Consider the following 25,358-nt stretch of genomic DNA (forward strand, 5'->3'; position numbering starts at 1 on the left):
ACAAACTGCATGATTTATTTTATTGTTGAATTAACCTTCTAACTTTATTCATGAAAACATATATTTTAACAATCGTTTTGGGAAAGACAAGGATGAATGAAACCCCGATCAGGAGGCGAAGGACCTGAGTAAAATTTATGTATTAGACACGAATGTGTTATTACAGGATCCGAATTCAATCTTTTCATTTGAAGACAACGAGGTCGTCATTCCGGCCGTTGTGTTAGAAGAAGTAGACTCTAAAAAGAGATATATGGACGAGGTTGGGCAAAATGCTCGGCGCGTTTCACGTTTAATCGACGGTTTGAGATCGAAAGGGAAACTGCATGAAAAAATTACGCTAGAGTCAAAAGGGACGCTGCGCATTGAACTGAATCACCGCTCTTTCCATGAGCTTCAAGAAATTTTCATTGAAAAAACGAACGATAATCGGATTTTGGCTGTCGCGAAGAATTTGAGCTTAGAGGAAGAAACAAAGCCTCATGGGCGGCCTGTCATTTTAGTCAGCAAGGATGTCTTAGTGCGAGTGAAGGCAGATGCTATTGGGCTTCAAGCAGAGGATTTCTTAAGTGATCGTGTGCTGCAAAATGAAGACATTGATAATGGCTACCACGAGCTCTATATTCCGACTGAGCAGTTGAATGCATTTTATAAGCAAAATCAGCTACACGTAAAAGACGTCACCAATGCCTCGTTAAACCCTCATCAATTCGTCATTATGAAGGGAAATGAAGGGGGGTCTGCTATAGGAATGCTTGATCAAAAAGGAGAGCTCGTCAAGCGTCTTATTTATGATCAAGAACATATTTGGGGAATCCGCCCGAAAAATGTCCAGCAGACAATGGCGCTAGAGCTACTTTTACGGCGTGATATCCCGCTCGTGACGCTCATCGGAAAAGCGGGGACAGGCAAAACATTGCTTGCACTTGCTGCTGGATTGATGCAAACAGAGGATTTCGGCATGTTTAAAAAGCTCATCGTGGCCCGCTCAATTGTGCCTGTTGGTAAGGATTTAGGCTACTTGCCAGGCGAGAAGGAAGAAAAGCTCAGGCCGTGGATGCAGCCGATCTATGACAATTTAGAATTTTTATTTAATACAAAAAAACCTGGAGAACTTGATGCGATCTTAGCGGGTATTGGTTCGATTCAAGTGGAAGCTTTAACGTATATCCGTGGAAGAAGTATACCTGATCAATTTATCATCATTGATGAGGCGCAAAATTTAACAAAACACGAAGTGAAAACATTATTAACGCGAGTTGGAGAGGGAAGTAAAATTGTGCTGATGGGGGATCCAGAGCAGATTGATCATCCTTATTTAGATAGCTTAAATAATGGGCTTACGTATGTCATTGAGCGTTTCAAAGGGCAACAAATATCTGGACATGTCAAGCTTGTCAAAGGAGAAAGATCTGGACTTGCACAGCTTGCAGCTGATTTATTATAGTCCAGATCCTCTATCTTATGTAATGATTAGCTCTTTTACACCTTTAATCGGCCGAGTTAAGTTGGACTGATCCTCGAAATAAACGTGGATTGGTCCTTCTTCTGTAATAGGCTTTCCATTTTGGCTGAAATGAGCAATGCTTTCCATTGCCTTAGAAAGCGGCACAGCAATTGTTTCCGTTTCTGTGACAAATTCACACGTTGCCGCCGCATCAAGCGGTTCTGCATTTTTCAGCATGTCGCCAAGCTTCATACCGAAGCTGCCTGTGACGAGTCTTTCTTTTTCGTACTTCTTCTCTGTTTTTAAAGTGGGTGGAAGTGTTTGACCTTCTCTTATGACCCGCTCTTGGTCAAGCTCCTGATCAAGCTGATTCTCTTCACTTGCTGCGCTTTTCTCAAAAAATGAATCCATTAAAAATTTGCGGTCATCAAAAATCCACACACTTGGATCAATGGTGATCTTGTACCGTACGTTCCCCTTAATTTGAATAATGCTCATGTTCAAGACAACCCCTTTCCATCATAAATTATAGAAGTTTTCGCCCGCTTTGTCACTTTCATAAACATGCTTCTTTTTGTACACACTAACCTTACATGAAAGATAGGGAGGATTTTGGGCATGGCGTGTCGTGACAATGAAGAGCTTCAGCGAATTGTAGAAGAAGCAAAAAAAGTCGCCAAAAATGGCAAAGTAGCATCCTATATTCCCGCTCTCGGTAAAGCGGATCAGACAGATTTATCTGTGGCTGTTTATCATGTGAGTAATACTTGCCACTCGGCGGGAGATGTAGATAAACGCTTTACCCTTCAAAGTATTTCAAAAGTATTAGCACTTGCGCTCGTGCTTTCAGAAGAAGGGCCAAAAAAAGTATTTCAATTTGTTGGGCAGGAACCAACAGGCGACCCATTTAATTCGATGATTAAACTTGAAACAGCAAGCCCGAATAAGCCGCTGAATCCAATGATTAATGCAGGAGCGCTCGCAGTCACAAGTTTAATAAAAGGTGCGACGCCGCAAGATCAGCTCAACCGACTACTTGCTTTTATTAGAGAGCTTGCAAATGACACAAGCATTACATACTGCAAAGACACAGCTGCTTCCGAATTTGAGACATCGATGATTAACCGCGCCATGTGCTATTACATGAAGCAATATCATATCATTAGAGGGAATGTAGAAGAGGTCATGGACGTCTATACGAAACAATGTGCCATCATGATGAACAGCTTGGATTTGGCGAAAATCGCTTGTGTTTTTTCATTAGACGGCAGGCATCCAGAGACGGGGAAGCAGATCCTTTCAAAAGATGTCGCTAGAATTTGTAAAACCTTTATGGTGACTTGCGGAATGTACAATGCAAGCGGAGAATTTGCCATTAATATCGGGATTCCTGCCAAAAGCGGTGTCTCCGGCGGGATTATGGGGGCAGCGCCATATGATTTTGGGATTGGCATCTTCGGGCCTGCACTGGATGAGAAAGGGAATAGTATTGCTGGTATTAAGCTGCTTGAGCTCATGAGTGAAAAATATGAAATGAGTATCTTTTAACAACTCATGCCTTCTTTTTATTTTTACAAAGCGAACTGTACAAATCTGCTTGCAATTTTGGGCGTTTCGCTTTATGATAAATAGAAGAATTAGGTACTCGCCTGGGGAACGGAGGGATACTTTTGGCGTCAGAAATTTTAGTCGATCATCGGCAAAAAGCACTGTCTTTATTAAAATTGGATGCAGATAAAATTTTAAAATTGATCCAAGTGCAAATGGACAACTTAACGATGCCGCAATGTCCTCTTTATGAAGAGGTTTTAGATACTCAAATGTTCGGATTATCGAGAGAAATTGATTTTGCTGTCCGACTTGGATTAGTTGATCAACATGAAGGCAAGAAACTACTCGATAAACTTGAGAGAGAGCTTTCCGCACTTCATGATGCGTTCACAAAAAAATAATGATTGAAAACTCAAACTTCCACAACATAAGTTTGAGTTTTTTTGTCCTCCATTTCTTTTGATTGTTTGAGAAGAAACGGACTTGATTCTTTCATGAATGACGAACAATATAAAAGAGGTAAAACGGGATCAAACGGAGAAAATGTAGTAGAATAAGAACAGCTAAGAGGATATCAAGCAGAAGAAACAGACGTTAGGAAGAGGATTATATGTTAAAGAGAATGCTAAAATCGTATGACTACTCATTATTGTTCGCCATTATATTCATTAGCGCATTCGGTTTGGTGATGGTGTATAGCTCAAGTATGATAACATCTGTCATCAGATATGATGCCGCGCCAGATAATTTTTTTAAGAAACAGCTTTTATTTATGATTGTTGGGGCGGTCATCTTGATCTTTGCAGCCCTGGTTCCGTATCAGCTGTTTTCAAATAAAAAATTCCAGATCGGTATGCTGCTGCTTTCTGTTTTTTCACTCATCTATGTGTACTTTGGCGGTCACATTGCAGGGAATGCTAGAAGCTGGATTAAATTAGGACCTTTTAGTCTTCAGCCAGCAGAATTTGTGAAGATTGTCGTCATCATCTATCTTGCTGCTGTGTATGCAAAAAAGCAGCATTATATTGATCATATTTTAAGAGGAGTCACTCCTCCAATCGTGATTGTCTCCATCTTATGCGGCTTCATCATTTTGCAGCCAGACTATGGGACAGCCTTTATCATTGGCATGATTGCCCTTGCGATGATTTTATGCTCAGGCTTTAGCGGTAAAACGCTTGCGAAGCTGTTAGCACTATTTAGTGCGGTGATGGTTATCGTGACACCGTTTATTATGCTGTTTTGGGATAAAATTTTCACACAAAATCGTCTCGGACGTTTTGAAAGTTTCCAAGATCCATTTAAAGATGCAGGCGCCACTGGGCATCAATTGATTAATTCATATTATGCGATTGGATCAGGTGGTTTTTTTGGTCTTGGACTTGGAGAGAGTGTCCAAAAGTATGGGTATCTTCCAGAGCCGCATACAGATTTTATCATGGCGATCATCTCGGAAGAGCTTGGCTTTTTCGGTGTATTTTTTGTTCTAGCTCTGCTTGGCTTCATCGTCGTGAAAGGTTTTTATATTGCGAGAAAGTGTGAGGATCCGTTTGGAAGTTTGCTTGCAATAGGAATTTCCTCGATGATTGCGATCCAAACATGTATCAATTTGGGTGGTGTTTCAGGTCTTATTCCAATCACTGGGGTGACACTTCCGTTTATCAGCTACGGGGGATCGTCCATCATTTTATTAAGCGGATGTATGGGAATACTGCTGAATATCAGTATGTTCACTGAATATAAAGAGCGTTATAAAAAGAAAAAATCAATCAGTAAACCATCGCTTCAAAAAAATGGATTGCAGAAAACTTTGAATCTTTAGAAAACAAAAGTGTACAGTTTTCATTTCTTCCTTTATTATAGAGTACATATAAAATTTTAAGGGATATGGAGGAGTGAGAATGTCACAGAGAACAATTCAAAAGGTTCTAGTTGCAAACAGAGGGGAAATTGCTATCAGAGTCTTCAGGGCCTGTACAGAGCTTAATTTACGTACAGTGGCCATTTACTCCAAAGAAGACTCGGGCTCTTATCATCGCTATAAAGCAGATGAAGCATATCTAGTTGGAGAAGGGAAAAAACCGATTGATGCCTACCTTGATATCGAGGGGATCATCGAAATTGCAAAACGAAATGAAGTGGATGCGATTCATCCAGGGTACGGATTTTTATCCGAAAACATTCATTTTGCAAGACGATGCGAAGAGGAAGGCATTCAATTTATCGGCCCAACTTCTCAGCATTTAGATATGTTTGGAGATAAAGTAAAGGCGAGAGATGAAGCGAAAAAAGCTGGAATTCCAGTCATTCCAGGAAGTGACGGGCCAGTTGATTCGGTCAAAGAAGTCGAAAAATTCGGTGAAGAATACGGTTACCCGTTTATTATTAAAGCTTCACTTGGCGGCGGCGGCCGAGGTATGCGGATTGTCAAATCAAAAGAGGAGCTGAATGAAGGCTATGACCGTGCAAAGTCAGAGGCGAAAGCTGCTTTTGGAAATGACGAAGTATACGTTGAGAAACTGATTGAAAATCCGAAACATATTGAAGTGCAGGTGATTGGTGACAATCACGGCAATATCATTCATTTATATGAGCGTGACTGCTCTGTCCAAAGGCGTCACCAAAAGGTCATTGAAGTTGCGCCAAGTGTGTCTCTTACAGATCAATTACGTGAAGACATCTGCGAAGCGGCTGTTAAGCTGGCTCGAAATGTGTCGTATATTAACGCTGGGACTGTAGAATTTCTAGTCGCAAATGGTGAGTTTTATTTTATTGAAGTCAATCCTAGGGTACAGGTGGAACACACGATCACAGAAATGATCACAGGTGTCGATATCGTACAAACCCAAATTCTTGTCGCAAAGGGTCATGATCTCCATAGCAATGAAGTCGGAATACCAAAGCAAGAAGGTATCTTCACACATGGATTTGCCATTCAATCAAGGGTCACGACAGAAGATCCTTTGAATAACTTTATGCCGGACACAGGAAAAATTATGGCCTACCGTTCAGGCGGGGGATTTGGTGTACGCTTAGATGCTGGGAACAGCTTCCAAGGTGCGGTCATTACATCTTATTACGATTCATTATTGGTCAAGCTGTCCACATGGGCGCTCACATTTGATCAGGCTGCTGCTAAAATGGTCCGTAATTTACAAGAATTCAGGATTCGCGGCATTAAAACGAATATCCCATTTCTTGAAAACGTGGCAAAGCATGAGAAGTTTCTAAAAGGGGAATACGATACGTCGTTTATCGATTCATCACCAGAGCTATTTAATTTCCCTAAACAAAAAGACCGCGGAACAAAGATGTTGACTTATATTGGTAACGTGACCATTAATGGGTTCCCTGGTATCGCTGAGAAAAAGAAGCCTCATTTTGATAGACCAAATGTACCGAAGCTTCCTGTCCATGAAGAGGTTCCGGCTGGGACAAAACAGTTGTTAGATATGCATGGACCTGAGGGGCTCGCCAATTGGGTAAAAGAACAAAGCGATGTTCTTTTAACAGATACAACCTTTAGAGATGCGCATCAGTCTTTGCTTGCGACACGCTTCAGAACAAATGACTTGAAGAAAATTGCCCAGCCAACAGCAGGGTTATGGCCAGAGCTATTCAGTATGGAAATGTGGGGCGGCGCTACATTTGATGTTGCGTATCGTTTCTTAAAAGAAGATCCTTGGGAAAGACTGAAAGAGCTTCGTCAAGAAGTTCCGAACACGCTGTTCCAAATGCTTTTAAGATCATCAAACGCTGTCGGCTATACAAACTATGCGGATAATGTGATTAAAGCATTTGTCAAGGAATCGGCTGAGGCGGGCATTGACGTGTTCCGTATTTTTGATAGCTTAAACTGGGTCAAAGGCATGACGCTTGCCATTGATTCTGTTCGCGAATCAGGCAAAGTGGCTGAGGCAGCCATTTGTTATACGGGGGATATTCTTGATCCATCTCGTCCGAAATATGACCTTAAATACTATGTATCTCTTGCGAAGGAACTTGAATTCGCAGGCGCTCATATTTTAGGCATTAAAGATATGGCGGGATTATTAAAACCGCAGGCAGCTTACGAGCTTGTATCTGCTTTAAAAGATGAGCTGACCATCCCAATTCATCTTCATACGCATGACACGAGTGGAAATGGACTGTTCACCTATGCAAGAGCGATCGATGCAGGTGTTGATATTGTTGATGTTGCCGTCAGCTCTATGGCGGGGCTCACATCGCAGCCAAGTGCGAGCTCATTATACTATGCTTTAGATGGTCATGAAAGAAAGCCAGAAATGAACGTCAAAGCTTTAGAACGTCTTTCTCAATACTGGGATTCCGTCAGAAAATACTATCATGAGTTCGAAAGCGGCATGAATTCGCCGCATACAGAAATTTATGAGCATGAAATGCCTGGCGGTCAGTATAGTAACTTACAGCAGCAGGCCAAAGGTGTAGGTCTTGACGACCGCTGGAATGAAGTAAAGGAAATGTACAGACGTGTGAATGACATGTTTGGTGATATTGTAAAGGTTACACCATCCTCTAAAGTGGTCGGAGATATGGCACTTTATATGGTGCAAAATGATCTAACAGAAGAGGATGTCTATGAAAAAGGAGCAACACTGGACTTCCCGGATTCTGTTGTTGAATTATTTAAAGGCTACTTAGGTCAGCCGCATGGCGGATTCCCAGAAAAACTGCAAAAGCTGATTTTAAAAGGGGAAGAACCGCTGACTGTCAGACCAGGTGAGAAGTTAGAGCCAGTGGACTTTGAAGAAATTAAAAAACAATTCAAAGAATCACATGACCTGACGTTGACAGAACAAGATGCGATTGCGTATGCCTTATATCCGAAAGTCTTTTCTGAATTTGTCCAAACAGCAGAAAGCTATGGTGACATCTCTGTTCTTGACACACCGACGTTTTTCTATGGGATGAGACTTGGTGAAGAGATTGAGGTGGAAATTGAAAAAGGAAAAACCCTCATTGTCAAACTCGTGTCAATTGGAGAACCGAATCCAGATGCCACAAGAGTTCTTTACTTTGAGCTAAATGGTCAGCCGCGTGAAGTAGTGATTAAGGATGAAAGCATCAAATCCTCCGTTCAAGAAAAAATGAAGGCGGATCGCTCAAATCCAAATCACATTGCCGCATCGATGCCAGGCACCGTAATCAAAGTGCTTGTTGAAAAAGGGCAGAAAATCTCGCAAGGTGAGCATTTGATGATCAATGAAGCCATGAAAATGGAAACAACCGTTCAAGCACCATTTTCTGCGGTCGTAGATGAAATTCATGTTACGAATGGAGAACCGATTCAAACCGGTGATCTGCTGATTGTCTTAAAGCCTGAATAATAAGGGAGACACATCCATCGTGATGTGTCTTTTTTGAGCGCATTAAAATGTGCAGCAGCCTGCGAGAGTGATTACACTATAGAGTGAGGTGAAGAAAGTTGGAAATTGTCGTGATTTGGTTTCGACGAGATATGCGATTGGATGATCATATCGCCTTATCAAAAGCGATTGCATATGCAAAAAAACACGAGTATAAATTATTGGCTCTTTATCATCTAGATCCATTTTTTACTGAAATGGAACTGGATATAAACAACGAACATTTCTTTCAAAACTTGGCGCATTTCGTCAAGGAAGCGAGAGAATCTCAAATGTATGTTCACCTTCTCCATGATGATGTCCTGCGCGCCTTTCAGCAGGTCATGGATGTGTATGACATCAAAGCCGTCTTTTTTAATGAAGATGAAGTGGGTATCGGCCAAAGGCGTGACCAGCAAGTAACCGATTTTTTAGAAAAGAAGGGCATTCATGTATCAAAGTGGCAAGATACACACCTTCATGGGGCGAGAGACATTTTAAAAGCGGATGGGTCTCATTATCAAGTGTTCACTCCATACTATCAATCATGGCGGAAGCAAGAGAAGCAGCCTGTGATAAAAGTTGACAAATCATTTTTCAGTAGTGAGCATACGATTTGTGACGAGTCACTTTCGCAAAAAGGGGATAAAAAGCTACGAGGCATCATCAAGGGATCCTCAAGGAAATTTGATCAAATTGGTTCAGACAAAGCAATAAACACTCTGCACACCTTTATTCAAAAAAGACTGACGCGTTATCATGAGAAACGGGATATTCCGTCTGTTTTTGGAACGAGTAAACTATCGCGGTTCTTAAAAACAGGAACCATTTCTATCCGGACGATCTTTCATGCTATCAATGAAGAAACACTTTATGAAGACGAGGGCCGGGAAACCTTTATCAAAGAGCTGGCGTGGCGTGATTTTTATCATATGATTTTTGCGCACTATCCAGAGATGAAAGAAAAGGAAATCAATTCTGCATTTCAAGGGATGAAATGGAATGAAGATGAGATGCTTTTTGAAGCTTGGTGTAAAGGTGAAACAGGGTTTCCGCTCGTTGATGCAGGGATGAGGCAATTAAATGAAGAAGGCTGGATGCATAACCGCTTGCGAATGGTGACTGCTTCATTTTTAACAAAGGATTATTTGATTGATTGGAGAAAAGGCGAAGCGTATTTCGCAAAAAAACTCGTGGATTATGATGAGGCTTCAAATATCGGGGGATTTCAGTGGGCAGCCTCTGTCGGAACGGATGCTGTTCCTTACTTTCGTATTTTTAATCCAACGACCCAATCGAAACGGTTTGATCCAACCGGGGAATTTATCAGAAGATATGTACCTGAACTAAAACATGTCGAAGAAAAATGGATTCATGAACCAAGTAAAATGCCGATTGATGAACAAATGAAATCGGGATGTGTGCTAGGGGATGCATACCCACTGCCAACAGTCGATCATCAAGAAAGACGCAAAAAAGCCATTTCGCTATTTGAAAAAGCAAAACAACAATAAAAGAAATCCCCTTTCCGCATGGAAAGGGGATACAAACTTTTATCTAAATGGCTCTTTGCTTTCATATTTAAACCGTGCAATGAGTAAGCAGAAGTAGCATAGTACTCCAAACAAACAAGAAATAAAGAATGAATGAGCAAGCGCATAACCAAGTGCAAGGTGAGAATAAACAGACATCACACCTGAAATCGCTTGAAGTGTAATCAGAATGGCTGAAATGATCCATCCGTAATACAACTGCTTCTGATCTTTATAATGTTTAATGGCATGGAACATAGCGACAAATATCCATACGAATAAAAGAAGTGCTGCTGCTCGGTGAGACATTTGGACCCACTGATTAAAGTACGCTGGAAGTGCGCCGTCTTTTGAACAAAATGGGAAGACAGAACAAGCAAGGCTTGATTTTGTATGTCTCACATAAGCACCCGTATACACCACGATATACGTATATGTGATCAGGCCATAAATATGGAACTGCATTCTTTTTCCGATATGAAGCGGCTTCACAAGCTTTGTTTCAGATCTGGTTGCCTCAAACACAAGAAGGGCAAGCAGTAAGATTGAAGCAAAAGAAATCAGTGAAATACCGAAGTGCAGTGCCATGACAAGTGCGTTCGAACCAAACACAACAGCGAGTGCCCCTAACAGCGCTTGAAGCAGTAAAAATATAATGGACATGATGACCAAGAATTTGGTTTCACGGAATACTGGACTAATTTTTTTCCAGCATAAGATCGCCAGTGCCAGTACAAGAATCGTGGAAACCCCTGTTGACATGCGGTGACTCCATTCGATGATGGAAGCAGGGTTCATTTCAGGAAAGAAACGACCGTGGCAAAGGGGCCACTGCCGGCCGCAGCCAAGACCCGAGCCGGTTTTTGTAACGAGCGCACCGCCAATCAGAACGATCAGCATCACAAACGTTGTGACAACGCTCAATAGCCTTAAAGCAAATTTCATCAAATTATTTCACCTTCTCTAAAAAACTTCTGATACAAATGAAAACCTCACATGCTCTCAAGTTTAAGCCAAATGCGTGTTCTGTTGCAATTCATAATCATCAAAGTTCACAAAAAAATGATATGTTAGTTCACAAAGTTTACAGATTTAGAGTGCTTGATCTTTCTTTGACAGTCTGATAGAAATAGAGGAGAGAATATTTCATTTTGCACCGCCTTCTGAAACACACATCTATCCTAATAAATTCACGAAAAGTTCACAAATAACTTCAAGTTTGTCGTTTATTATTTAATAGGATGTTTTTTTACAGCTGTTTATCTTGTATGATAGAGTTGTAACGATTTTACGTTTCATTTGTTCGTTTGAAGGTTTGGGCAAGGGAGGTTATACACATTGGCAAATTCCAAAACAGCCGCGGAAGCAGCTATTCATGGACAAATAGAAGAAACAACAGCTTGGAAAGATTTTCTTGCGCTTATTAAAATGGGCATCGTCAATTCCAACTTCATTACAACATTTACTGGAATGTGGCTTGCTTTTTATTTTACAGGTATGAGTTTCCTTGGGAATCTTGATATTGTGCTGTTAACAATGATTGGTTCTTCACTTATTATTGCCGGTTCATGCGCCATTAATAATGCGTTTGACCGTGATATTGATATATTAATGGAAAGAACAAAAACAAGACCGACGGTTACAGGAAAAATTCAGCCGGGGCAAGCGTATGCATTTGGCATATTGCTTGTTGTACTTGGACTCATTATGCTTCTGATGACAACTGTTACATCAGCAGTGATTGGATTTATCGGTGTCTTTACTTATGCCGTCCTTTACACGATGTGGTCTAAACGCCATTACACCATCAATACTGTTATTGGAAGTGTATCTGGTGCGGTTCCGCCATTAATCGGCTGGACAGCTGTCACAGGCACAATCGACACTACGGCTTGGGTTTTGTTTATGATTATGTTTATCTGGCAAATCCCGCACTTCCTGTCACTTGCGATTAAGAAAACAGAAGATTACCGCAAGGCAGGCATTCCAATGCTTCCAGTTGTCTATGGCTTTGAAGTTACAAAACGCCAAATTATCATTTGGACAGCATGTCTTCTTCCACTTCCATTTTTCTTAGGTGGATTAGGTTGGCCGATTGTGGCACTTGGCACATTGCTAAACATTGGATGGCTCGTCATTGGCCTCATGGGCTTTAAAATGAAAGACGTCATGAAGTGGTCTACACTGATGTTCGTTTATTCATTAAACTACTTAACCATCTTTTTCGTTGCGATGATTATTATTACACTATTCTAGAGTGAAATACACTTTGATCACATCAAAACAATGGCTATATCTTATAACACAACATTTTCTTACAACTATGAAAGCCGCCTGATATTCAGTTCTATTTAGGCGGCTTTCTGTTTATACATAGATGGTATTTTGAGTAAAAACATCATTTTTTTATGAAAAGAGGAAATGTAAGTGCTTTTATAAGGGGCGGGGGTTATTGATGGGTGAAAAGTGATTTTATAAATAAGAGGTAAAAAGCGAAAGGCAAAGGAGATCAAGCAAAAGGGGTTGGGACAAATTATGATAAGAAAATGGCGTGTTTATTCACTGTTTCTCTTACTGACGCTCGTTTTAGCGGGCTGTGGTGAACCATACTTATCAACACTCAAGCCAGTTGGGGAAGTAGCAGATAAACAGTTTTTCCTAACGGTACTGAGTACACTCATTATGGTTCTTGTCGTCATTGTTGTATCGATCATTTTCTTTTACGTCATCATTAAATTCAAACGTTCTAAAGTGGGAGAAGATACGATTCCAAAACAGGTGGAAGGGAACCGTAACCTAGAAATTACGTGGACAGCGATTCCAATTCTTCTACTCATTATTCTCGTTGTACCTGTTGTGGCATACACGCTTGAGCTAGGGGATACAAGCGCTATGGATAAGAAAAAACGAGATCCTGAAAAGACACTTGTTGTGAATGTTAGAGCCAGCTTATATTGGTGGGAATTTGAATACCCTGATTATGGGATTGTCACAAGTCAGGAATTGATTGTACCGACAGATCAAAAGGTGTACTTTAAGCTGAAAGCATCCGATGTTAAGCACTCTTTCTGGATTCCAGCGGCTGGCGGTAAAATCGATACTAATACTGACAATGAGAACAAATTTTATTTGAAATTTGATTCGAAACGAACGAAAGATGCAGGAGAATATTTCTACGGGAAATGTGCGGAGCTTTGTGGTCCATCACATGCTTTAATGGACTTTAAAGTTAAAACGCTTTCTCAAGATGAGTTTTTAGGGTGGACCAAAAAAATGGCAGATTACAAGAAGCCTACATCCACGTCAGACCTAGCCCTAGAGGGTGAAAAACTATTTAAAGAGAAAAACTGCTTGAGCTGTCACGCAGTAGAGCCTGGGGACGAACGGCCTGAAGCGGCAAGGACTGCTCCAAACCTTGCGACCTTCGGAGAGCGAACGAAAGTTGCTGGAATTAAAGACATGAACAAAGAAAATGTGAAAGCATGGCTGAAAGATCCAGAAAGCTTTAAACCAGGTAATAAGATGACAGGGACGTATCCTAAATTAAATGACTCAGAAGCAGATGCACTCTACGAGTATTTAAAAGGTCTTAAAATAGAGTAATATCTAGAGCGTATGTTCAAATGGATATGTGATCTATGTGAAGTTTTTGTTAAGAGCTCCCGAATATGTCTCTACAACCGAGAAGTAGTCACCTGTCAGACGCAGTCTGTTTGAAAGATCGTTAAGATAGACATCTATATGAAAAGGGGCAAATGGGAGATAAGAGGGGGATTTCATGGTGAGTACAATAGCTAAAAAGCGGGGGTTTGGCGCTGTCTTATGGGATTACTTGACGACGGTTGACCACAAAAAAATTGCCGTACTATATTTAGTGGCAGGGGGATTTTTCTTTTTGGTTGGCGGCCTAGAAGCGATGTTTATCCGTATTCAGCTAGCCATCCCTGAAAATGATTTTGTTAGTGCAGGGGTTTACAATGAAATCATGACGATGCATGGAACGACAATGATTTTCCTTGCAGCAATGCCGCTTTTATTTGCATTAATGAATGCGGTTGTACCAATTCAAATTGGTGCACGTGACGTAGCATTTCCGTTTGTAAATTCACTTGGTTTTTGGCTATTCTTTTTCGGAGGAATTTTCTTAAACCTTGGCTGGTTCTTAGGCGGATCACCTGATGCAGGCTGGACTGCATACGCTTCGCTCACGCTGAATTCAGAAGGGCATGGCATGGATTTCTATATTTTAGGTTTGCAGATAGCGGGGATTGGTACGCTGATTGCAGGTATCAACTTTCTTGTGACGATCATTAATATGAGAGCGCCTGGTATGACGTATATGAGAATGCCGCTCTTCACTTGGACGACATTTGTCGCATCTGCACTCATTTTATTCGCATTCCCGCCGCTCACAGCAGGGCTTGCGATGCTGATGCTTGATAGAATGTTTGATACGAGCTTTTTCAATCCAGAGCTTGGAGGGAATACGATCATCTGGGAGCATTTGTTCTGGATTTTCGGACACCCGGAAGTATATATCTTGATCCTGCCAGCATTCGGGATTTTCTCTGAGATCATTCCAGTGTTTGCAAGAAAAAGATTGTTCGGCTACTCGTCAATGGTGTTCGCCACTGTATTGATTGGTTTCCTAGGGTTCATGGTGTGGGCGCATCACATGTTCACAACGGGGCTTGGACCTATTGCAAATGCGATCTTTGCCGTAGCCACTATGGCGATTGCGGTGCCAACAGGAATTAAAGTATTTAACTGGCTGCTCACCATATGGGGCGGTAACGTGAAGTTTACGACAGCGATGCTGTATTCCGTTGCATTCATTCCGTCATTCTTACTTGGCGGGGTAACCGGTGTCATGCTTGCAGCAGCTGCAGCTGATTATCAGTTCCATGATACGTACTTTGTTGTGGCGCATTTCCACTACGTGATTATCGGTGGTGTGGTATTCGGTATATTAGCAGGTGTGCATTACTGGTGGCCTAAAATGTTTGGAAAAATACTCAATGAGAAGCTTGGGAAAATTGGCTTTGTGCTCTTTTTCATCGGTTTCCATTTAACCTTCTTTATCCAGCATTTCTTGGGGTTATGGGGCATGCCGCGCCGTGTCTTTACGTTCCTGCCAGGTCAGGGCCTTGAGCTTGGGAACTTGATCAGTACAATAGGTGCTTTGTTTATGTTTGTAGCAGTTGTCATCATGCTGATTAACGTCATTTGGACAACAGCAAAAGGGGAGCGTGTATCGAGCGATCCTTGGGGAGATGGAAGAACGCTTGAATGGGCAGTGTCTTCACCTCCGCCAGAATATAACTTTAAACAGCTTCCACTAGTTAGAGGACTTGATCCATTATGGATTGAGAAAATGGATGGTAAAAAAGGAATGACAGCATCTGAACCGCTCGATGATATACACATGCCGAATAATTCCATCTTACCTGTTATTATCTCATTCGGTCTATTTGTGTCAGCGTTTGGCTTCATGTATCGTCAAGAGCACAGCTGGGGGCTTCCGGTGATCTTCATTGGCCTTGGCATTACGTTTGCGACCATGCTGGTCAGGTCTCTTAAAGATGATCATGGATATCATATTCACAAAGAAGATTTGACCGATGATGATGATAAAGGGGTGAAAGCATAATGGAACCACAAAAAATGACAGCGGAAACCTTTCCGGCTTCGCCTGAGAAAGCCACGTTAGAAGGAAAGAATAAGTTCGTCGGGTTCTGGTTGTTTCTTGGGGGAGAAACTGTTCTGTTTGCATCTTTGTTTGCCACTTACTTGGCGCTGAAAAACTCAAATGCAGGCGGAGCAAAAACCACTGATATGTTTGACATCACAATTGTCTTTATTGCCACAATGCTCCTGTTAACGAGCAGTTTAACGAGTGTGTATGCAATGTATCATATGAAAAACTTTAACTTTAAAAAAATGCAGCTTTGGCTCGGCGTGACCGTTCTATTAGGTGCTGGATTTTTAGGGGTCGAGATTTATGAGTTTTATCACTATGTGCATGCGTACGAATTTACGATTACCAGCTCTGCACTTGGCTCTGCCTTCTATACACTTGTAGGAACTCACGGAGCTCACGTCGCCTTCGGACTTTGCTGGATTACCGCTCTTATGATTCGAAATATGAGACGCGGACTGGATTTATACAATGCGCCAAAATATTATGTGGCAAGTCTTTATTGGCACTTCATTGATGTTGTGTGGGTCTTCATCTTTACCGTTGTATATTTAATGGGAATGGTGGGATAAGAATGGGAAATAAAAACACAAATCAGTCCAAAGTCGATCTTGTATACCGTAAAAAGAAAAATGCCGAAGAAATGAAGCATCAGCTCATTTCTTTCGGCTTGATGATTGGATTAACATTTGTTGCATTTTTAACGATCGCCTCTGAAGACGTCGGGAATTGGTTCGCAGTACCATTTATTTTACTGCTTGCAGGTATTCAGGTGGCCTTTCAGCTTTATTATTTTATGCACATGAACCAAAAAGGGCATGAAACACCCGCGTTGTTTCTTTACTCAGGTGTGTTTGTCGCGTTTATTACCGTTTTAGCCTTTTTGACCATTATTTGGTGGTAAGCCCGCTTTGCCCTTGAAGGAGGCGCAGCAATGGAGAACTTAGAGATATTCGGATTTCGAGCATTATGGAGTCCCTACTATTTGATTTGTATTGTATTAGCAGCTGCTTTTTATCTACTTCTCGTTACAAAGGGAAAGCACCGTGCGACGGTGAAAGAGAAAACGCTATTTCTGACTGGGCTTGTTCTGTTATATGCCGTGAAAGGCAGCCCAATTGATTTAATGGGGCATATTATGTTCAGCGCACATATGGCGCAAATGGCGGTACTATATTTAGTCATCCCGCCACTCCTGATCACAGGTTTACCTGCGGCCATTTGGGAGCGGATCATTCAAACACGAGGCATTCAGGCTATTTTCCGTTTGTTTTCCAAGCCTTTGATTGCTCTGCTTGGGTTTAACGGGTTGTTTTCGCTTTATCACATCCCGCTTGTGTTTGATTTTGTGAAAACAGATCCGTTTTATCATGCGTTGATGACGGTTGTTATTTTTATCGCTGCCTTTTTCATGTGGTGGCCGCTTGTCCATAAAGTCCAAAGTCAGCCGCAGATCACAGGCATTTTAAAGCTTGGTTATATCATGGCAGACGGTATATTGATGACACCTGCCTGCGCACTCATCATGTTTAGTGATGCACCGATCTATGCGACCTATTCAGATGCCGGCGCGTGGATACAAGCTCTGCATCTATGTGTGCCAAGCGATATGCTTGCAGGTCTTGCACTAACTGGCCCTGATATGTTTCATACCTTGCCGCTGCTGGAGGATCAGCAGCTAGGCGCTATTTTGATGAAAATTATTCAGGAGATCGTTTATGGATCTATTCTTGCTGTTGTGTTCTTTGATTGGGCAAGAAAAGAAAGAGCGAAAGATGCCGTGCCAGATGCGCTCATTCCGAAATATGAATAAATCTAAAGCACAGCCGTATGGCTGTGCTTTAGATTTTTCTTCTGTTCAGCGCAATAGAAAACCATTGAAGTCTAGGAAGGACGAGTACCGGAGCGAATGAATTTGACATTCGTGAGCACCGTAATGCAGATCTGACAAAGAATGTGAGGGTTTGTCTACACGCAGAAGCACAGCCGCTTGGGCTGTGCTTTGTTTTATGCTTCAGCAGTCATTGATTCTAGTTTTTCTTTCAGTCGGTCAAGCGTTTGTTTGCTTGATTGGATAAGAGATTTAGGGAAATCTTCGCCTTCACCGTATTCTACACCATGCGGATAATAATGTTTTCCAAGTAAAGGTGTCAGAAGCTGAATGTGTGCCTTTTTGGAACCGACATCACCTTCAGTGGCGTAGCCAGAGATCCGTAAATAAAATGTCCCTTCAACCATGCTATACTTTCTGTCATACGTCACACGCTCATAATCCCATTGATCGGCTCGTACAAATCCTTCACTTTCCATGATGAAATCTAATTTATTTAAGTCAGCTGCTACCTTTTCAATCCCCGTACCTTCAAACTTCACCCAAAACCCCTCCTTATAAAAATTCCCTTTACTGACAATCATAGTATGAAAGCGTTAAACTTTCAACTGCGAAAGGTATGTTCTTTTATAAGCTGGTTACAGTAATAAAGAAAATAATAGATGGAGGAATCAACGTGAAAACGAAAAAAATCAAAGATATTATGACAAAAAAAGTAGTGACGTGCCAAAAGGACGACAATTCTTATGAAGCGGCAGTAAAAATGAGAGATGCTGACATCGGTGCCATTCCAGTGGTTGACGGAGATCAGCTTGTTGGAATTGTGACAGACCGTGACCTTGTACTCAGAGGCATTGCTGAGAAAAAGCCAAACTCACAGGAAGTTGGCGCACTCATGACGAAGGAAGTACTGACAGCCGAAGAAGATGCGACGCTTGAAGAAATTGTCCGGTTGATGTCAGAGCACCAGCTCCGCCGCATTCCCGTCGTTAAAAGCGGAGCATTAACGGGGATTGTAGCTCTTGGAGATTTATCAGTTGAAGATTTGTCAAATGATCGTGCGGGAGATGCACTTACTGAAATCTCTCAACAAGATCAAGATCACAGGCAAGGATTTTTTCATTAACAGGGGCATATTTTAAATTCGTGTTAAATAGGCTGTATTGTCGTTGATAAATGGAGCAAGTTTTGTTTAAATGACAGTAGAAGGTACTTTTTGTACCTTGCCAATTTAACGGAGGTGTTTATTTGAAAACTGTGCTCAAAACACTCTTCATCCTCCTGGTTATATCCGGAACGTACGTTCTGTTTATTCAATATGGATCTTCACCAGAAAAAGAAAGCAGCAATGAATCGAAGGTGTCTAATGAAGAAACATCTAGCGATAAGCCGATCAACATCCCAAAAAAGGGCCTCATGTCCTTTATGGGAAAATCATCAAACGAAGTGCTTAAACAGCTGGGAGAACCAGATCGCATTGATCCTTCCGCATATGATTATGACTGGTGGATATACAACCAATCGAAGAAGCACTATATTCAAGTCGGGGTAAAGGATAGTAAAGTGGTGACTTTGTTTGCAACAGGAGACGGGCTGAATGTTGAACCATTTAAAATCGGTCAAGCCACAAGTGAAGTGTTTAAAAAAACACAAATTGCGCCTTACATTCATGTAGAGGATGAACAAAATTCATACCGCTTTGAATTCTCAGAAGATGATATGAATACAAGGCCAACCGTGAAAGTGGGAGATGATGTCTATGTCCAGCTATACATGGATAAGTTTGAAAGCACCCTTTCGAGTATCAGGGCCTATAACGCAGATACATTTGTGAAACAAAAGCCGTATGAGGTTGTTTATCGAGGTCAATTGATAGAACCTGAGTCGATATCAGGCGAAAAGTGGAAGGATATCGAAGCTTCCAGTCAAAAACAAATTTTTGATATGACCAACATTATCCGCCATAAGTACAACCTGCCGACCTTAAAGTGGGACGATGAAACCTCCGAAGTGGCATTCATGCATAGTGAGGACATGAAAGAGAATCATTATTTCTCCCATGAGTCTAAAAAATACGGTACACTGAAAGACCGATTAGAAAGAGGCGAGGTCACATTTCAGCTCGCAGGTGAAAACATTGCATATAACTATGTAGATGGACCAGCAGCTGTAGAAGGCTGGCTCAATAGCGAAGGTCACCGGAAGGCGTTATTAAATGGAGATTACACACACCTTGGCGTAGGTGTGAAAGAAAAATACTATACTCAAAACTTCATCAAGAAAACATCTTAAAACAAAGCAGCTGCACAACCGCAGCTGTTTTTTTATGAAAAAAGAGGCTCACCAAAACAGATGCTGGTGTATATAGTATAGTAGGCATTTGTATGGGGGTGAGGATATGACAAATAAGCAAAAACAAACATCCATTGATGAATTTAAACAATTCGTCAGACGCCATCCGAAGTTAATTCAAGAAGTGCAAGCGCAAGAAAAAAGCTGGCAAAGTTTATATGAAAATTGGGTCATGTTTGGTGAGGAAGATGAGATGTGGTCTCCTTATCGGCAAGCGCAATCTAAAGAAGCAAAAGACGAAAAAGACTCTAAGACAAGTGAACCGGGAAAAGCAGATTTCATGTCTAAAATGGTTTCTGCTGTGAAAAAAATGGACGCTGATCAAATGAATGAACAGATTAACAAAATGAGCCAGTCTATTTCCTCTTTACAAAGCTTACTCGGTCAATTTTCATCAAATGGCTCAAAAAAAGGTTCATCTGGAGGCAGTCAGCACCCATTCTCCTTCAGGAAAGATTAATTGAAAGGGGATGTTTTTGGTGCGGAAAGAAGTACAGGAGTTTGTCATGGCCGAGGAGGATCGAATCAAATTCATTAGACAGCGTCCTCTTTGGTACAGACAGCTGACTCGACATCCTGAAAATCTATCTTCCTTTGAATTAGATAAAATGAACTTTTACGAAAAAACTATTCCTCATCGTGTGAGTCAGTTGAGCAATAGTGTCCAAATGGCTGAAATGATGATTCAAATGTTCCAAGCAATGCGCAATCAAAATGGAGCCGGGTGAGGCTTTTTTGAGTTGATTAAGATGTCTATTTCATGAGCATCCTATGAAAGTAGACGAAAGGAGAATCAGATGATGAAATGGATGCTGTCAATATGCGCATTGCTTTTTCTTGTCACCGGGTGTCAAAGTCAACATGAAGAAGAGCAAGTGATCAAGCAAGATCCAGTTGTACCAGTGATGCAGCAAGCTCAAAGTGAAATGAAGCAGCAAGGCTTTTTAAAATACAAAGTGCAGGGATCGGCTGTCTATATAGAAAGTATACTTCAAGATTTCCATCTTGAGCCTTCACTTGGGAAGAAGGATGAGAAGGCGGGATATTTTACAGTGTATGTAGATGGGAAACGTGCGGGCAATGAGTATACTGCTGCGTTTGTGGTCAAGCACCTTTCAAAAGGAAAGCATAAAATGACCGTTGTGCTGAATTCCCGTCATCCAGATTATAAACAAAAAAGGGAAACGTGGGATGTATTTGTCACGTAAAAGCATTTTCTGATCCATAGGTTTCGTGGTAAACTATGAATTGGAGGTGCAACATTTATGTATGCGACAATCGAATCTGTGGAGCTCCAAGAGGAAGCGAATCAATTGGCTGCCATGATTCTTCAGTCGGAGGAGGCTGAACATTACCGCAACTGCTTTAAGCGTCTCCAGCAAGACGAAGAAGCCCAACAAATTATTGCCCACTTTACAAAAGTAAAAGAGCAATATGAGGATGTGCAGCGGTTCGGCAAATACCATCCGGACTATAGAACGATCTCAAAGGAAATGCGTGAGGTCAAAAGAAAGCTAGATCTTCACGATACAGTGGTTGATTTCAAAAAAGCAGAAACAGCGGTTCAATCCATCTTAGATGAGATTAGTATTGAAATCGGTCAAGCTGTATCAGCATATATTAAAGTTCCAACAGGGAACCCATATTTTGATGGTCTATCATCATGCGGCGGTGGCTGTGGATCAGGAGGCAGCTGTGGCTGTAAAGTATCTTGACGAGACTTGAACGTCTCGTCTTTTACATAATGAATGGAAAGAATTGAAAAGCGGCAGGTGAAAAGATGGAAACCAAACGTCAAGGGATGGTCGTTTGGCTGCATTCGTTAAAGCAGTCAAAAGCGCTAAGAAAATTTGGGAATGTTCACTATATTTCAAGGAAAATGAAATATGCAGTGATTTATTGTGATATGGATGATCTCGAGCGCCATATGGCAAAGCTGAGCTCATTGCCATTTGTAAAACGTGTTGAGCCTTCATATAAACCTTTTATTAAATTAGAGTACGAATCCAAATTGGACAAAGCAAAAGAATATGATTATAAGGTGGGCTTTTAAAGACACAAAAAAACCCCCGCGGCATCACCCGCGGGGTCCTTCTATTCTTAATGATTCATTAAGGAGAAGGCAAAGGGAGAGGAGAAACCGGAGGAAGAACTTATGGGGAAACGTAAGTCTTCTCCGCGGTTGGCAACAGCACCACATCAGATGCTGTTACAAGTAGTATGGCCCCGCTTCCCGTCATCTATACATAGAAAATGAATGAAATTACGCGCATTGTCCCATGCCGAGTGGATGTGGTAAGATAATGTTGAATTTTTTGTCATAAGACAGTGACCAATAGAAGCAAGCAGAAAAAGTGGTGGGAAAATGAGAGTCATCTCTGGAACGAGAAAAGGCCGCACGCTTAAAGCGGTACCAGGTCAATCAACAAGACCGACGACAGATAAAGTGAAAGAATCCATTTTTAATATGATTGGCCCGTATTTTGATGGCGGAAGGGCCCTTGATTTATTTGCGGGAAGCGGTGGTTTAGGAATTGAAGCGCTCTCTAGAGGATTCGATCATTGCATTTTTGTTGATCGAGATATGAAGGCGATTCAGACAATTAAAGGAAACCTGAATCAATTGTCGCTGATGGATCAAAGTGAAGTATTTCGAAATGATGCAAAGCGTGCTCTCACAGCCGTTGTAAAACGAGAGGAATCCTTTCAAGCGATCTTTCTTGATCCGCCGTATAAAGATCAAAAGCTGAAGGCACTTCTTGAAATGATTGATGAGCACTCCTTATTAACAGATGATGGCGTGATCGTATGTGAGCATGATAAAGACGTCTCGCTGCCTGAGGAAGCTGGACAGCTCCACATATCAAGGCGGGAACTGTACGGAATGACTGGCATTACGATCTATAGAAAGCGGGGAAATTAAAGCATGGGGAACATAGCCGTTTGTCCGGGTAGCTTCGATCCAGTCACATTGGGCCATTTGGATATTATTAAAAGAGGAGCAAACATCTTTGATGAAGTGTATGTATGTGTACTAAATAACTCATCAAAAAAACCGTTGTTTACAGTTGAAGAACGGTGTGAGCTCATTAGGCAAGCGACAAAGGATTTGCCAAATATCAAAGTTGAATCCTTTCATGGCTTGCTTGTTGATTATGCGAAACAAAAAGAGGCCAAAGTCATTTTGCGTGGGCTAAGAGCCGTGACGGACTTTGAATATGAGATGCAAGGCACATCGATGAATAAAGTCTTAGATGATGAAATTGAAACGTTTTTCATGATGACCAATAATCAATACTCCTTCTTAAGCTCAAGCATTGTCAAAGAAGTAGCGAAATACAATGGATCTGTCAAAGAGCTTGTTCCAAAAGAAGTAGAAGCAGCGCTGAAAGAAAAATTTAATGGATGAGTGCCTCGTGCACTCATCCATTTTTTACTTTCTGGTAATATAGAGCAATATACACGATCAGGCTGAACAAAGTGATCAAAGGGCCAGCTGTCACAAGCTGATTCCAGAACACACTGCTAAACATGACAACTTGCTCGCTTGCTTCAAAGGCTCCTGCTGGAAGAGTCATGTCTGATCGAGATACATAAAGAGGTTTGAATAATAAAAAGGCAAAGACAGCTGCATAAATCCCGTGGAGCAAACGGGCGAAGAAAAAAGGTTTAAAGCGTATATCGGTTGCCGCCAAAATGCCGGCTACCTGGGCTTGAACAGAGAACCCGCTGAATCCTAAAATAAAGCTGACCACAATGGTTTTAGCGAGCAGGGTGACCTCTTGTGACCCCGTTAGCTGACTTCCTAATGTGATTTCAAATAAACCGGCAATCATGGCTAGATCTAATTCTGGCGGAAGGTGCATCGTTTGCAGCATATATCCGATTCCTATGGAGAGCAGGTCTGTCACATGAACAACTGCCAGCATTTTGCTAAAGACAGAAAATAAGATAATAAAGCCGCCAATCATAAAAAGTGTTTGAATGGACGACATGACAGCATCGCTTAAAATTTGGCCGAGCGGTCTTTTCTCTGCGAGTCTTGCTGTATGAAGGGCGCTGAATGCCTCTTTAAGCGGTGGAAATAAAAATCCCTTCCGGCTTCTAAGATGCGCATCATGCCGCGCTTTATACCCTCGCATCGTCACACCAACAGCGAGATTCCCTAAATAATGTGCGCAGGCTAAAACAATCCCTAAAGCTGGGTGATGAAAAAAACCAACAGCCACCGCTCCGAAAATAAACAATGGGTTCGATGAATTTGTAAATGAAACAAGGCGCTCTGCTTCGATTCTCGTCAGCTGTCCTTCCTGTCTGAGTCTTGTCGTTAATTTAGCGCCAGAAGGAAAGCCTGAGGCCATTCCCATAGCTAGTACAAATCCGCCTACACCAGGTACTCGAAAGATGGGGCGCATAAATGGTTCTAATAACACCCCGACAAATCTGACAATCCCGAAACTAATTAATAGCTCGGACAAAATAAAAAAAGGAAGCAATGATGGAAATACAACCTCCCACCACATTGCAAGTCCATTTTTTGACGCTTGCAAAGAGGCTTGTGGATGTGTAATCACAGTGGCTGTTAAAAAGATAAAAAAAGCAGCGATGAACAGAGTGTTCCATTTTTTCATGAAGATTTCGCCCCTTGCCGTTATGATCTATTAGCGAGCTCGTGATCAAAGAAAAAGAAAAAGAAAAAAACTAACCGAGCCTGTCTTCTATTACTATACGAGCAGAAGGGGCATGTTTAGACCTATAGATTCGTATATATGCATAGAAAGAGGAGGGTGGATTTTCATGAAGCGACCGGTCATCGGGCTTGCGCTAGGCTCTGGGGGTGCTAGGGGAATGGCGCATATCGGAGTTTTATCTAGTCTTGAGAAACAAGGAATTCAGGTGGATATGATTGCTGGAAGCAGTATTGGCGCACTTGTTGGGAGCTTTTATGCGGCGGGACAAGACGTAGAAAAAATGAAAAAACTTGCACTTGTCTTCAGAAGAAAGTATTATGCTGACTATACACTGCCAAAAATCGGTCTTTTAAAAGGAAATCGAATTTTGCAGCTGATCCACACGTTTACATATGGGAAAAAAATCGAGGAATTGCGAATGCCTCTTGCGATTGTCGCCTGTAACCTCGAGACAGGGGAGAAGGTTGTGTTCAAAGAAGGGTCTGTCTCACAAGCAGTCAGAGCGAGCATTAGCATTCCGGGTGTGTTTGTTCCGCACGAAATGGGTGGCAGACAATTAGTAGATGGAGCGGTTGTTGACCGCATTCCTGTGTCTGTTTTAAAAGAAATGGGGGCAGACCTCATTATCGCCTCTGATGTATCAAGGGTGAAAAAAACAGAAAAGGCGACGAGATTATCGGATGTGATTATGCAAAGTTTGGACATCCTTCAAAATGAATTGGTTCGTCATCAAACCATTCACGCAGATCTCATGATCCGGCCGAGGCTTGAAACATATAGCTCTAGTGCGTTTACACAGGTTCAAGAGATGATTGAAGCAGGTGAGCTCGCCGCAGACCAACTAAAAGGGAAACTGAAAGATGTCATTGATAAATGGGAGTGTTAATCGA

General features: G+C 41.7%; 26 protein-coding genes. 22 read left to right on the forward strand and 4 right to left on the reverse strand.

Features of this window, described 5'->3' with window-relative positions; translation table 11 throughout:
* Nucleotides 1-124 precede the first annotated feature (124 nt).
* Nucleotides 125-1,447, forward strand: a complete 1,323-nt coding sequence (locus ACYH0L_RS07010) for a PhoH family protein (protein ID WP_099725975.1) — start codon at nucleotides 125-127, stop codon at nucleotides 1,445-1,447.
* Between the two features lie 15 nt (nucleotides 1,448-1,462).
* On the opposite strand, the gene ACYH0L_RS07015 is transcribed toward ACYH0L_RS07010, so the two are convergent.
* Nucleotides 1,463-1,945 carry a peptidyl-prolyl cis-trans isomerase gene (locus ACYH0L_RS07015; RefSeq protein ID WP_230031437.1) on the reverse strand — a complete coding sequence of 161 codons (483 nt, stop codon included), beginning with the start codon at nucleotides 1,943-1,945 and terminating at the stop codon, nucleotides 1,463-1,465.
* Between the two features lie 120 nt (nucleotides 1,946-2,065).
* Between ACYH0L_RS07015 and glsA the strand changes: the two genes are divergently transcribed.
* The 5 genes from glsA to ACYH0L_RS07040 all read left to right on the forward strand — a co-directional run bounded on the left by glsA (nucleotide 2,066) and on the right by ACYH0L_RS07040 (nucleotide 9,878).
* Complete coding sequence (glsA, locus tag ACYH0L_RS07020) at nucleotides 2,066-2,995, forward strand: glutaminase A (RefSeq protein ID WP_230031438.1); 930 nt, start codon at nucleotides 2,066-2,068, stop codon at nucleotides 2,993-2,995.
* 122 nt (nucleotides 2,996-3,117) lie between these two features.
* Nucleotides 3,118-3,399 carry an Fpa/YlaN family protein gene (locus ACYH0L_RS07025; protein ID WP_034318078.1) on the forward strand — a complete coding sequence of 94 codons (282 nt, stop codon included), beginning with the start codon at nucleotides 3,118-3,120 and terminating at the stop codon, nucleotides 3,397-3,399.
* Nucleotides 3,400-3,608: 209 nt separating this feature from the next.
* Nucleotides 3,609-4,820, forward strand: coding sequence for a putative lipid II flippase FtsW (ftsW, locus tag ACYH0L_RS07030; RefSeq protein ID WP_099725972.1), 1,212 nt, complete (start codon nucleotides 3,609-3,611; stop codon nucleotides 4,818-4,820).
* Nucleotides 4,821-4,899: 79 nt separating this feature from the next.
* Nucleotides 4,900-8,346 carry a pyruvate carboxylase gene (pyc, locus tag ACYH0L_RS07035; protein ID WP_482354437.1) on the forward strand — a complete coding sequence of 1,149 codons (3,447 nt, stop codon included), beginning with the start codon at nucleotides 4,900-4,902 and terminating at the stop codon, nucleotides 8,344-8,346.
* A 98-nt stretch (nucleotides 8,347-8,444) separates the two neighbouring features.
* A complete protein-coding gene (locus ACYH0L_RS07040) occupies nucleotides 8,445-9,878 on the forward strand; it encodes a cryptochrome/photolyase family protein (protein ID WP_482354438.1) in 1,434 nt (477 codons plus the stop codon).
* A 39-nt stretch (nucleotides 9,879-9,917) separates the two neighbouring features.
* On the opposite strand, the gene ACYH0L_RS07045 is transcribed toward ACYH0L_RS07040, so the two are convergent.
* Nucleotides 9,918-10,841 (reverse strand): COX15/CtaA family protein, encoded by a 924-nt coding sequence (locus ACYH0L_RS07045; protein ID WP_099725969.1) that lies wholly within the window; start codon nucleotides 10,839-10,841, stop codon nucleotides 9,918-9,920.
* A gap of 393 nt (nucleotides 10,842-11,234) precedes the next feature.
* On the opposite strand from ACYH0L_RS07045, the gene cyoE reads away from it, so the two are divergent.
* The 6 genes from cyoE (at nucleotide 11,235) to ctaG (ending at nucleotide 17,407) form a co-directional block, all read left to right on the forward strand.
* On the forward strand, nucleotides 11,235-12,152 hold the full coding sequence (cyoE, locus tag ACYH0L_RS07050) for a heme o synthase (RefSeq protein ID WP_047201764.1): 918 nt from the start codon (nucleotides 11,235-11,237) through the stop codon (nucleotides 12,150-12,152).
* 279 nt (nucleotides 12,153-12,431) lie between these two features.
* Complete coding sequence (gene coxB / locus ACYH0L_RS07055) at nucleotides 12,432-13,499, forward strand: cytochrome c oxidase subunit II (protein ID WP_230031441.1); 1,068 nt, start codon at nucleotides 12,432-12,434, stop codon at nucleotides 13,497-13,499.
* Between the two features lie 175 nt (nucleotides 13,500-13,674).
* Nucleotides 13,675-15,546 carry a cytochrome c oxidase subunit I gene (gene ctaD, locus ACYH0L_RS07060; protein WP_230031442.1) on the forward strand — a complete coding sequence of 624 codons (1,872 nt, stop codon included), beginning with the start codon at nucleotides 13,675-13,677 and terminating at the stop codon, nucleotides 15,544-15,546.
* Nucleotides 15,546-16,166 (forward strand): cytochrome c oxidase subunit III, encoded by a 621-nt coding sequence (gene ctaE / locus ACYH0L_RS07065; RefSeq protein ID WP_268254863.1) that lies wholly within the window; start codon nucleotides 15,546-15,548, stop codon nucleotides 16,164-16,166. Before ctaD ends, ctaE begins: the two co-directional genes overlap by 1 nt.
* 2 nt (nucleotides 16,167-16,168) lie before the next feature.
* Nucleotides 16,169-16,498 carry a cytochrome c oxidase subunit IVB gene (ctaF, locus tag ACYH0L_RS07070; RefSeq protein ID WP_024426910.1) on the forward strand — a complete coding sequence of 110 codons (330 nt, stop codon included), beginning with the start codon at nucleotides 16,169-16,171 and terminating at the stop codon, nucleotides 16,496-16,498.
* 30 nt (nucleotides 16,499-16,528) lie between these two features.
* Complete coding sequence (gene ctaG / locus ACYH0L_RS07075) at nucleotides 16,529-17,407, forward strand: cytochrome c oxidase assembly factor CtaG (protein ID WP_099725966.1); 879 nt, start codon at nucleotides 16,529-16,531, stop codon at nucleotides 17,405-17,407.
* A gap of 194 nt (nucleotides 17,408-17,601) precedes the next feature.
* Here the strand turns inward: ctaG and ACYH0L_RS07080 are convergent, their stop codons facing one another.
* On the reverse strand, nucleotides 17,602-17,967 hold the full coding sequence (locus ACYH0L_RS07080; RefSeq protein ID WP_099725965.1) for a YugN family protein: 366 nt from the start codon (nucleotides 17,965-17,967) through the stop codon (nucleotides 17,602-17,604).
* 161 nt (nucleotides 17,968-18,128) lie between these two features.
* On the opposite strand from ACYH0L_RS07080, the gene ACYH0L_RS07085 reads away from it, so the two are divergent.
* The 9 genes from ACYH0L_RS07085 (at nucleotide 18,129) to coaD (ending at nucleotide 23,186) form a co-directional block, all read left to right on the forward strand.
* Nucleotides 18,129-18,551 (forward strand): CBS domain-containing protein, encoded by a 423-nt coding sequence (locus ACYH0L_RS07085; protein WP_230031484.1) that lies wholly within the window; start codon nucleotides 18,129-18,131, stop codon nucleotides 18,549-18,551.
* A gap of 122 nt (nucleotides 18,552-18,673) precedes the next feature.
* On the forward strand, nucleotides 18,674-19,717 hold the full coding sequence (locus tag ACYH0L_RS07090) for a CAP domain-containing protein (protein ID WP_099725963.1): 1,044 nt from the start codon (nucleotides 18,674-18,676) through the stop codon (nucleotides 19,715-19,717).
* 106 nt (nucleotides 19,718-19,823) lie between these two features.
* Nucleotides 19,824-20,237 (forward strand): YlbD family protein, encoded by a 414-nt coding sequence (locus ACYH0L_RS07095; protein ID WP_099725962.1) that lies wholly within the window; start codon nucleotides 19,824-19,826, stop codon nucleotides 20,235-20,237.
* Between the two features lie 19 nt (nucleotides 20,238-20,256).
* The gene (locus tag ACYH0L_RS07100) at nucleotides 20,257-20,505 is read left to right on the forward strand and encodes a YlbE-like family protein (RefSeq protein WP_039178297.1); all 249 of its coding nucleotides are present in this window, start codon (nucleotides 20,257-20,259) and stop codon (nucleotides 20,503-20,505) included.
* Between the two features lie 69 nt (nucleotides 20,506-20,574).
* A complete protein-coding gene (locus ACYH0L_RS07105; RefSeq protein ID WP_256499527.1) occupies nucleotides 20,575-20,985 on the forward strand; it encodes a hypothetical protein in 411 nt (136 codons plus the stop codon).
* Nucleotides 20,986-21,042: 57 nt separating this feature from the next.
* Nucleotides 21,043-21,492: a regulatory iron-sulfur-containing complex subunit RicF gene (ricF, locus tag ACYH0L_RS07110; RefSeq protein WP_034318038.1), complete on the forward strand. Its 450-nt coding sequence runs from the start codon at nucleotides 21,043-21,045 to the stop codon at nucleotides 21,490-21,492.
* A gap of 65 nt (nucleotides 21,493-21,557) precedes the next feature.
* Complete coding sequence (locus ACYH0L_RS07115; RefSeq protein WP_024424276.1) at nucleotides 21,558-21,830, forward strand: YlbG family protein; 273 nt, start codon at nucleotides 21,558-21,560, stop codon at nucleotides 21,828-21,830.
* 282 nt (nucleotides 21,831-22,112) lie between these two features.
* On the forward strand, nucleotides 22,113-22,700 hold the full coding sequence (gene rsmD, locus ACYH0L_RS07120) for a 16S rRNA (guanine(966)-N(2))-methyltransferase RsmD (RefSeq protein WP_256499662.1): 588 nt from the start codon (nucleotides 22,113-22,115) through the stop codon (nucleotides 22,698-22,700).
* A 3-nt stretch (nucleotides 22,701-22,703) separates the two neighbouring features.
* Entirely contained in the window at nucleotides 22,704-23,186 is a 483-nt protein-coding gene (gene coaD, locus ACYH0L_RS07125; protein ID WP_099725959.1) for a pantetheine-phosphate adenylyltransferase, read from the forward strand.
* A 13-nt stretch (nucleotides 23,187-23,199) separates the two neighbouring features.
* Here coaD and ylbJ read toward each other — a convergent pair whose 3' ends face one another.
* Nucleotides 23,200-24,408 carry a sporulation integral membrane protein YlbJ gene (gene ylbJ, locus ACYH0L_RS07130; protein WP_283775139.1) on the reverse strand — a complete coding sequence of 403 codons (1,209 nt, stop codon included), beginning with the start codon at nucleotides 24,406-24,408 and terminating at the stop codon, nucleotides 23,200-23,202.
* 166 nt (nucleotides 24,409-24,574) lie between these two features.
* On the opposite strand from ylbJ, the gene ACYH0L_RS07135 reads away from it, so the two are divergent.
* Nucleotides 24,575-25,354, forward strand: a complete 780-nt coding sequence (locus ACYH0L_RS07135; protein WP_256499528.1) for a patatin-like phospholipase family protein — start codon at nucleotides 24,575-24,577, stop codon at nucleotides 25,352-25,354.
* Nucleotides 25,355-25,358: the final 4 nt, after the last annotated feature.

The sequence above is a fragment of the Bacillus sp. MC1252 genome (assembly GCF_056838025.1).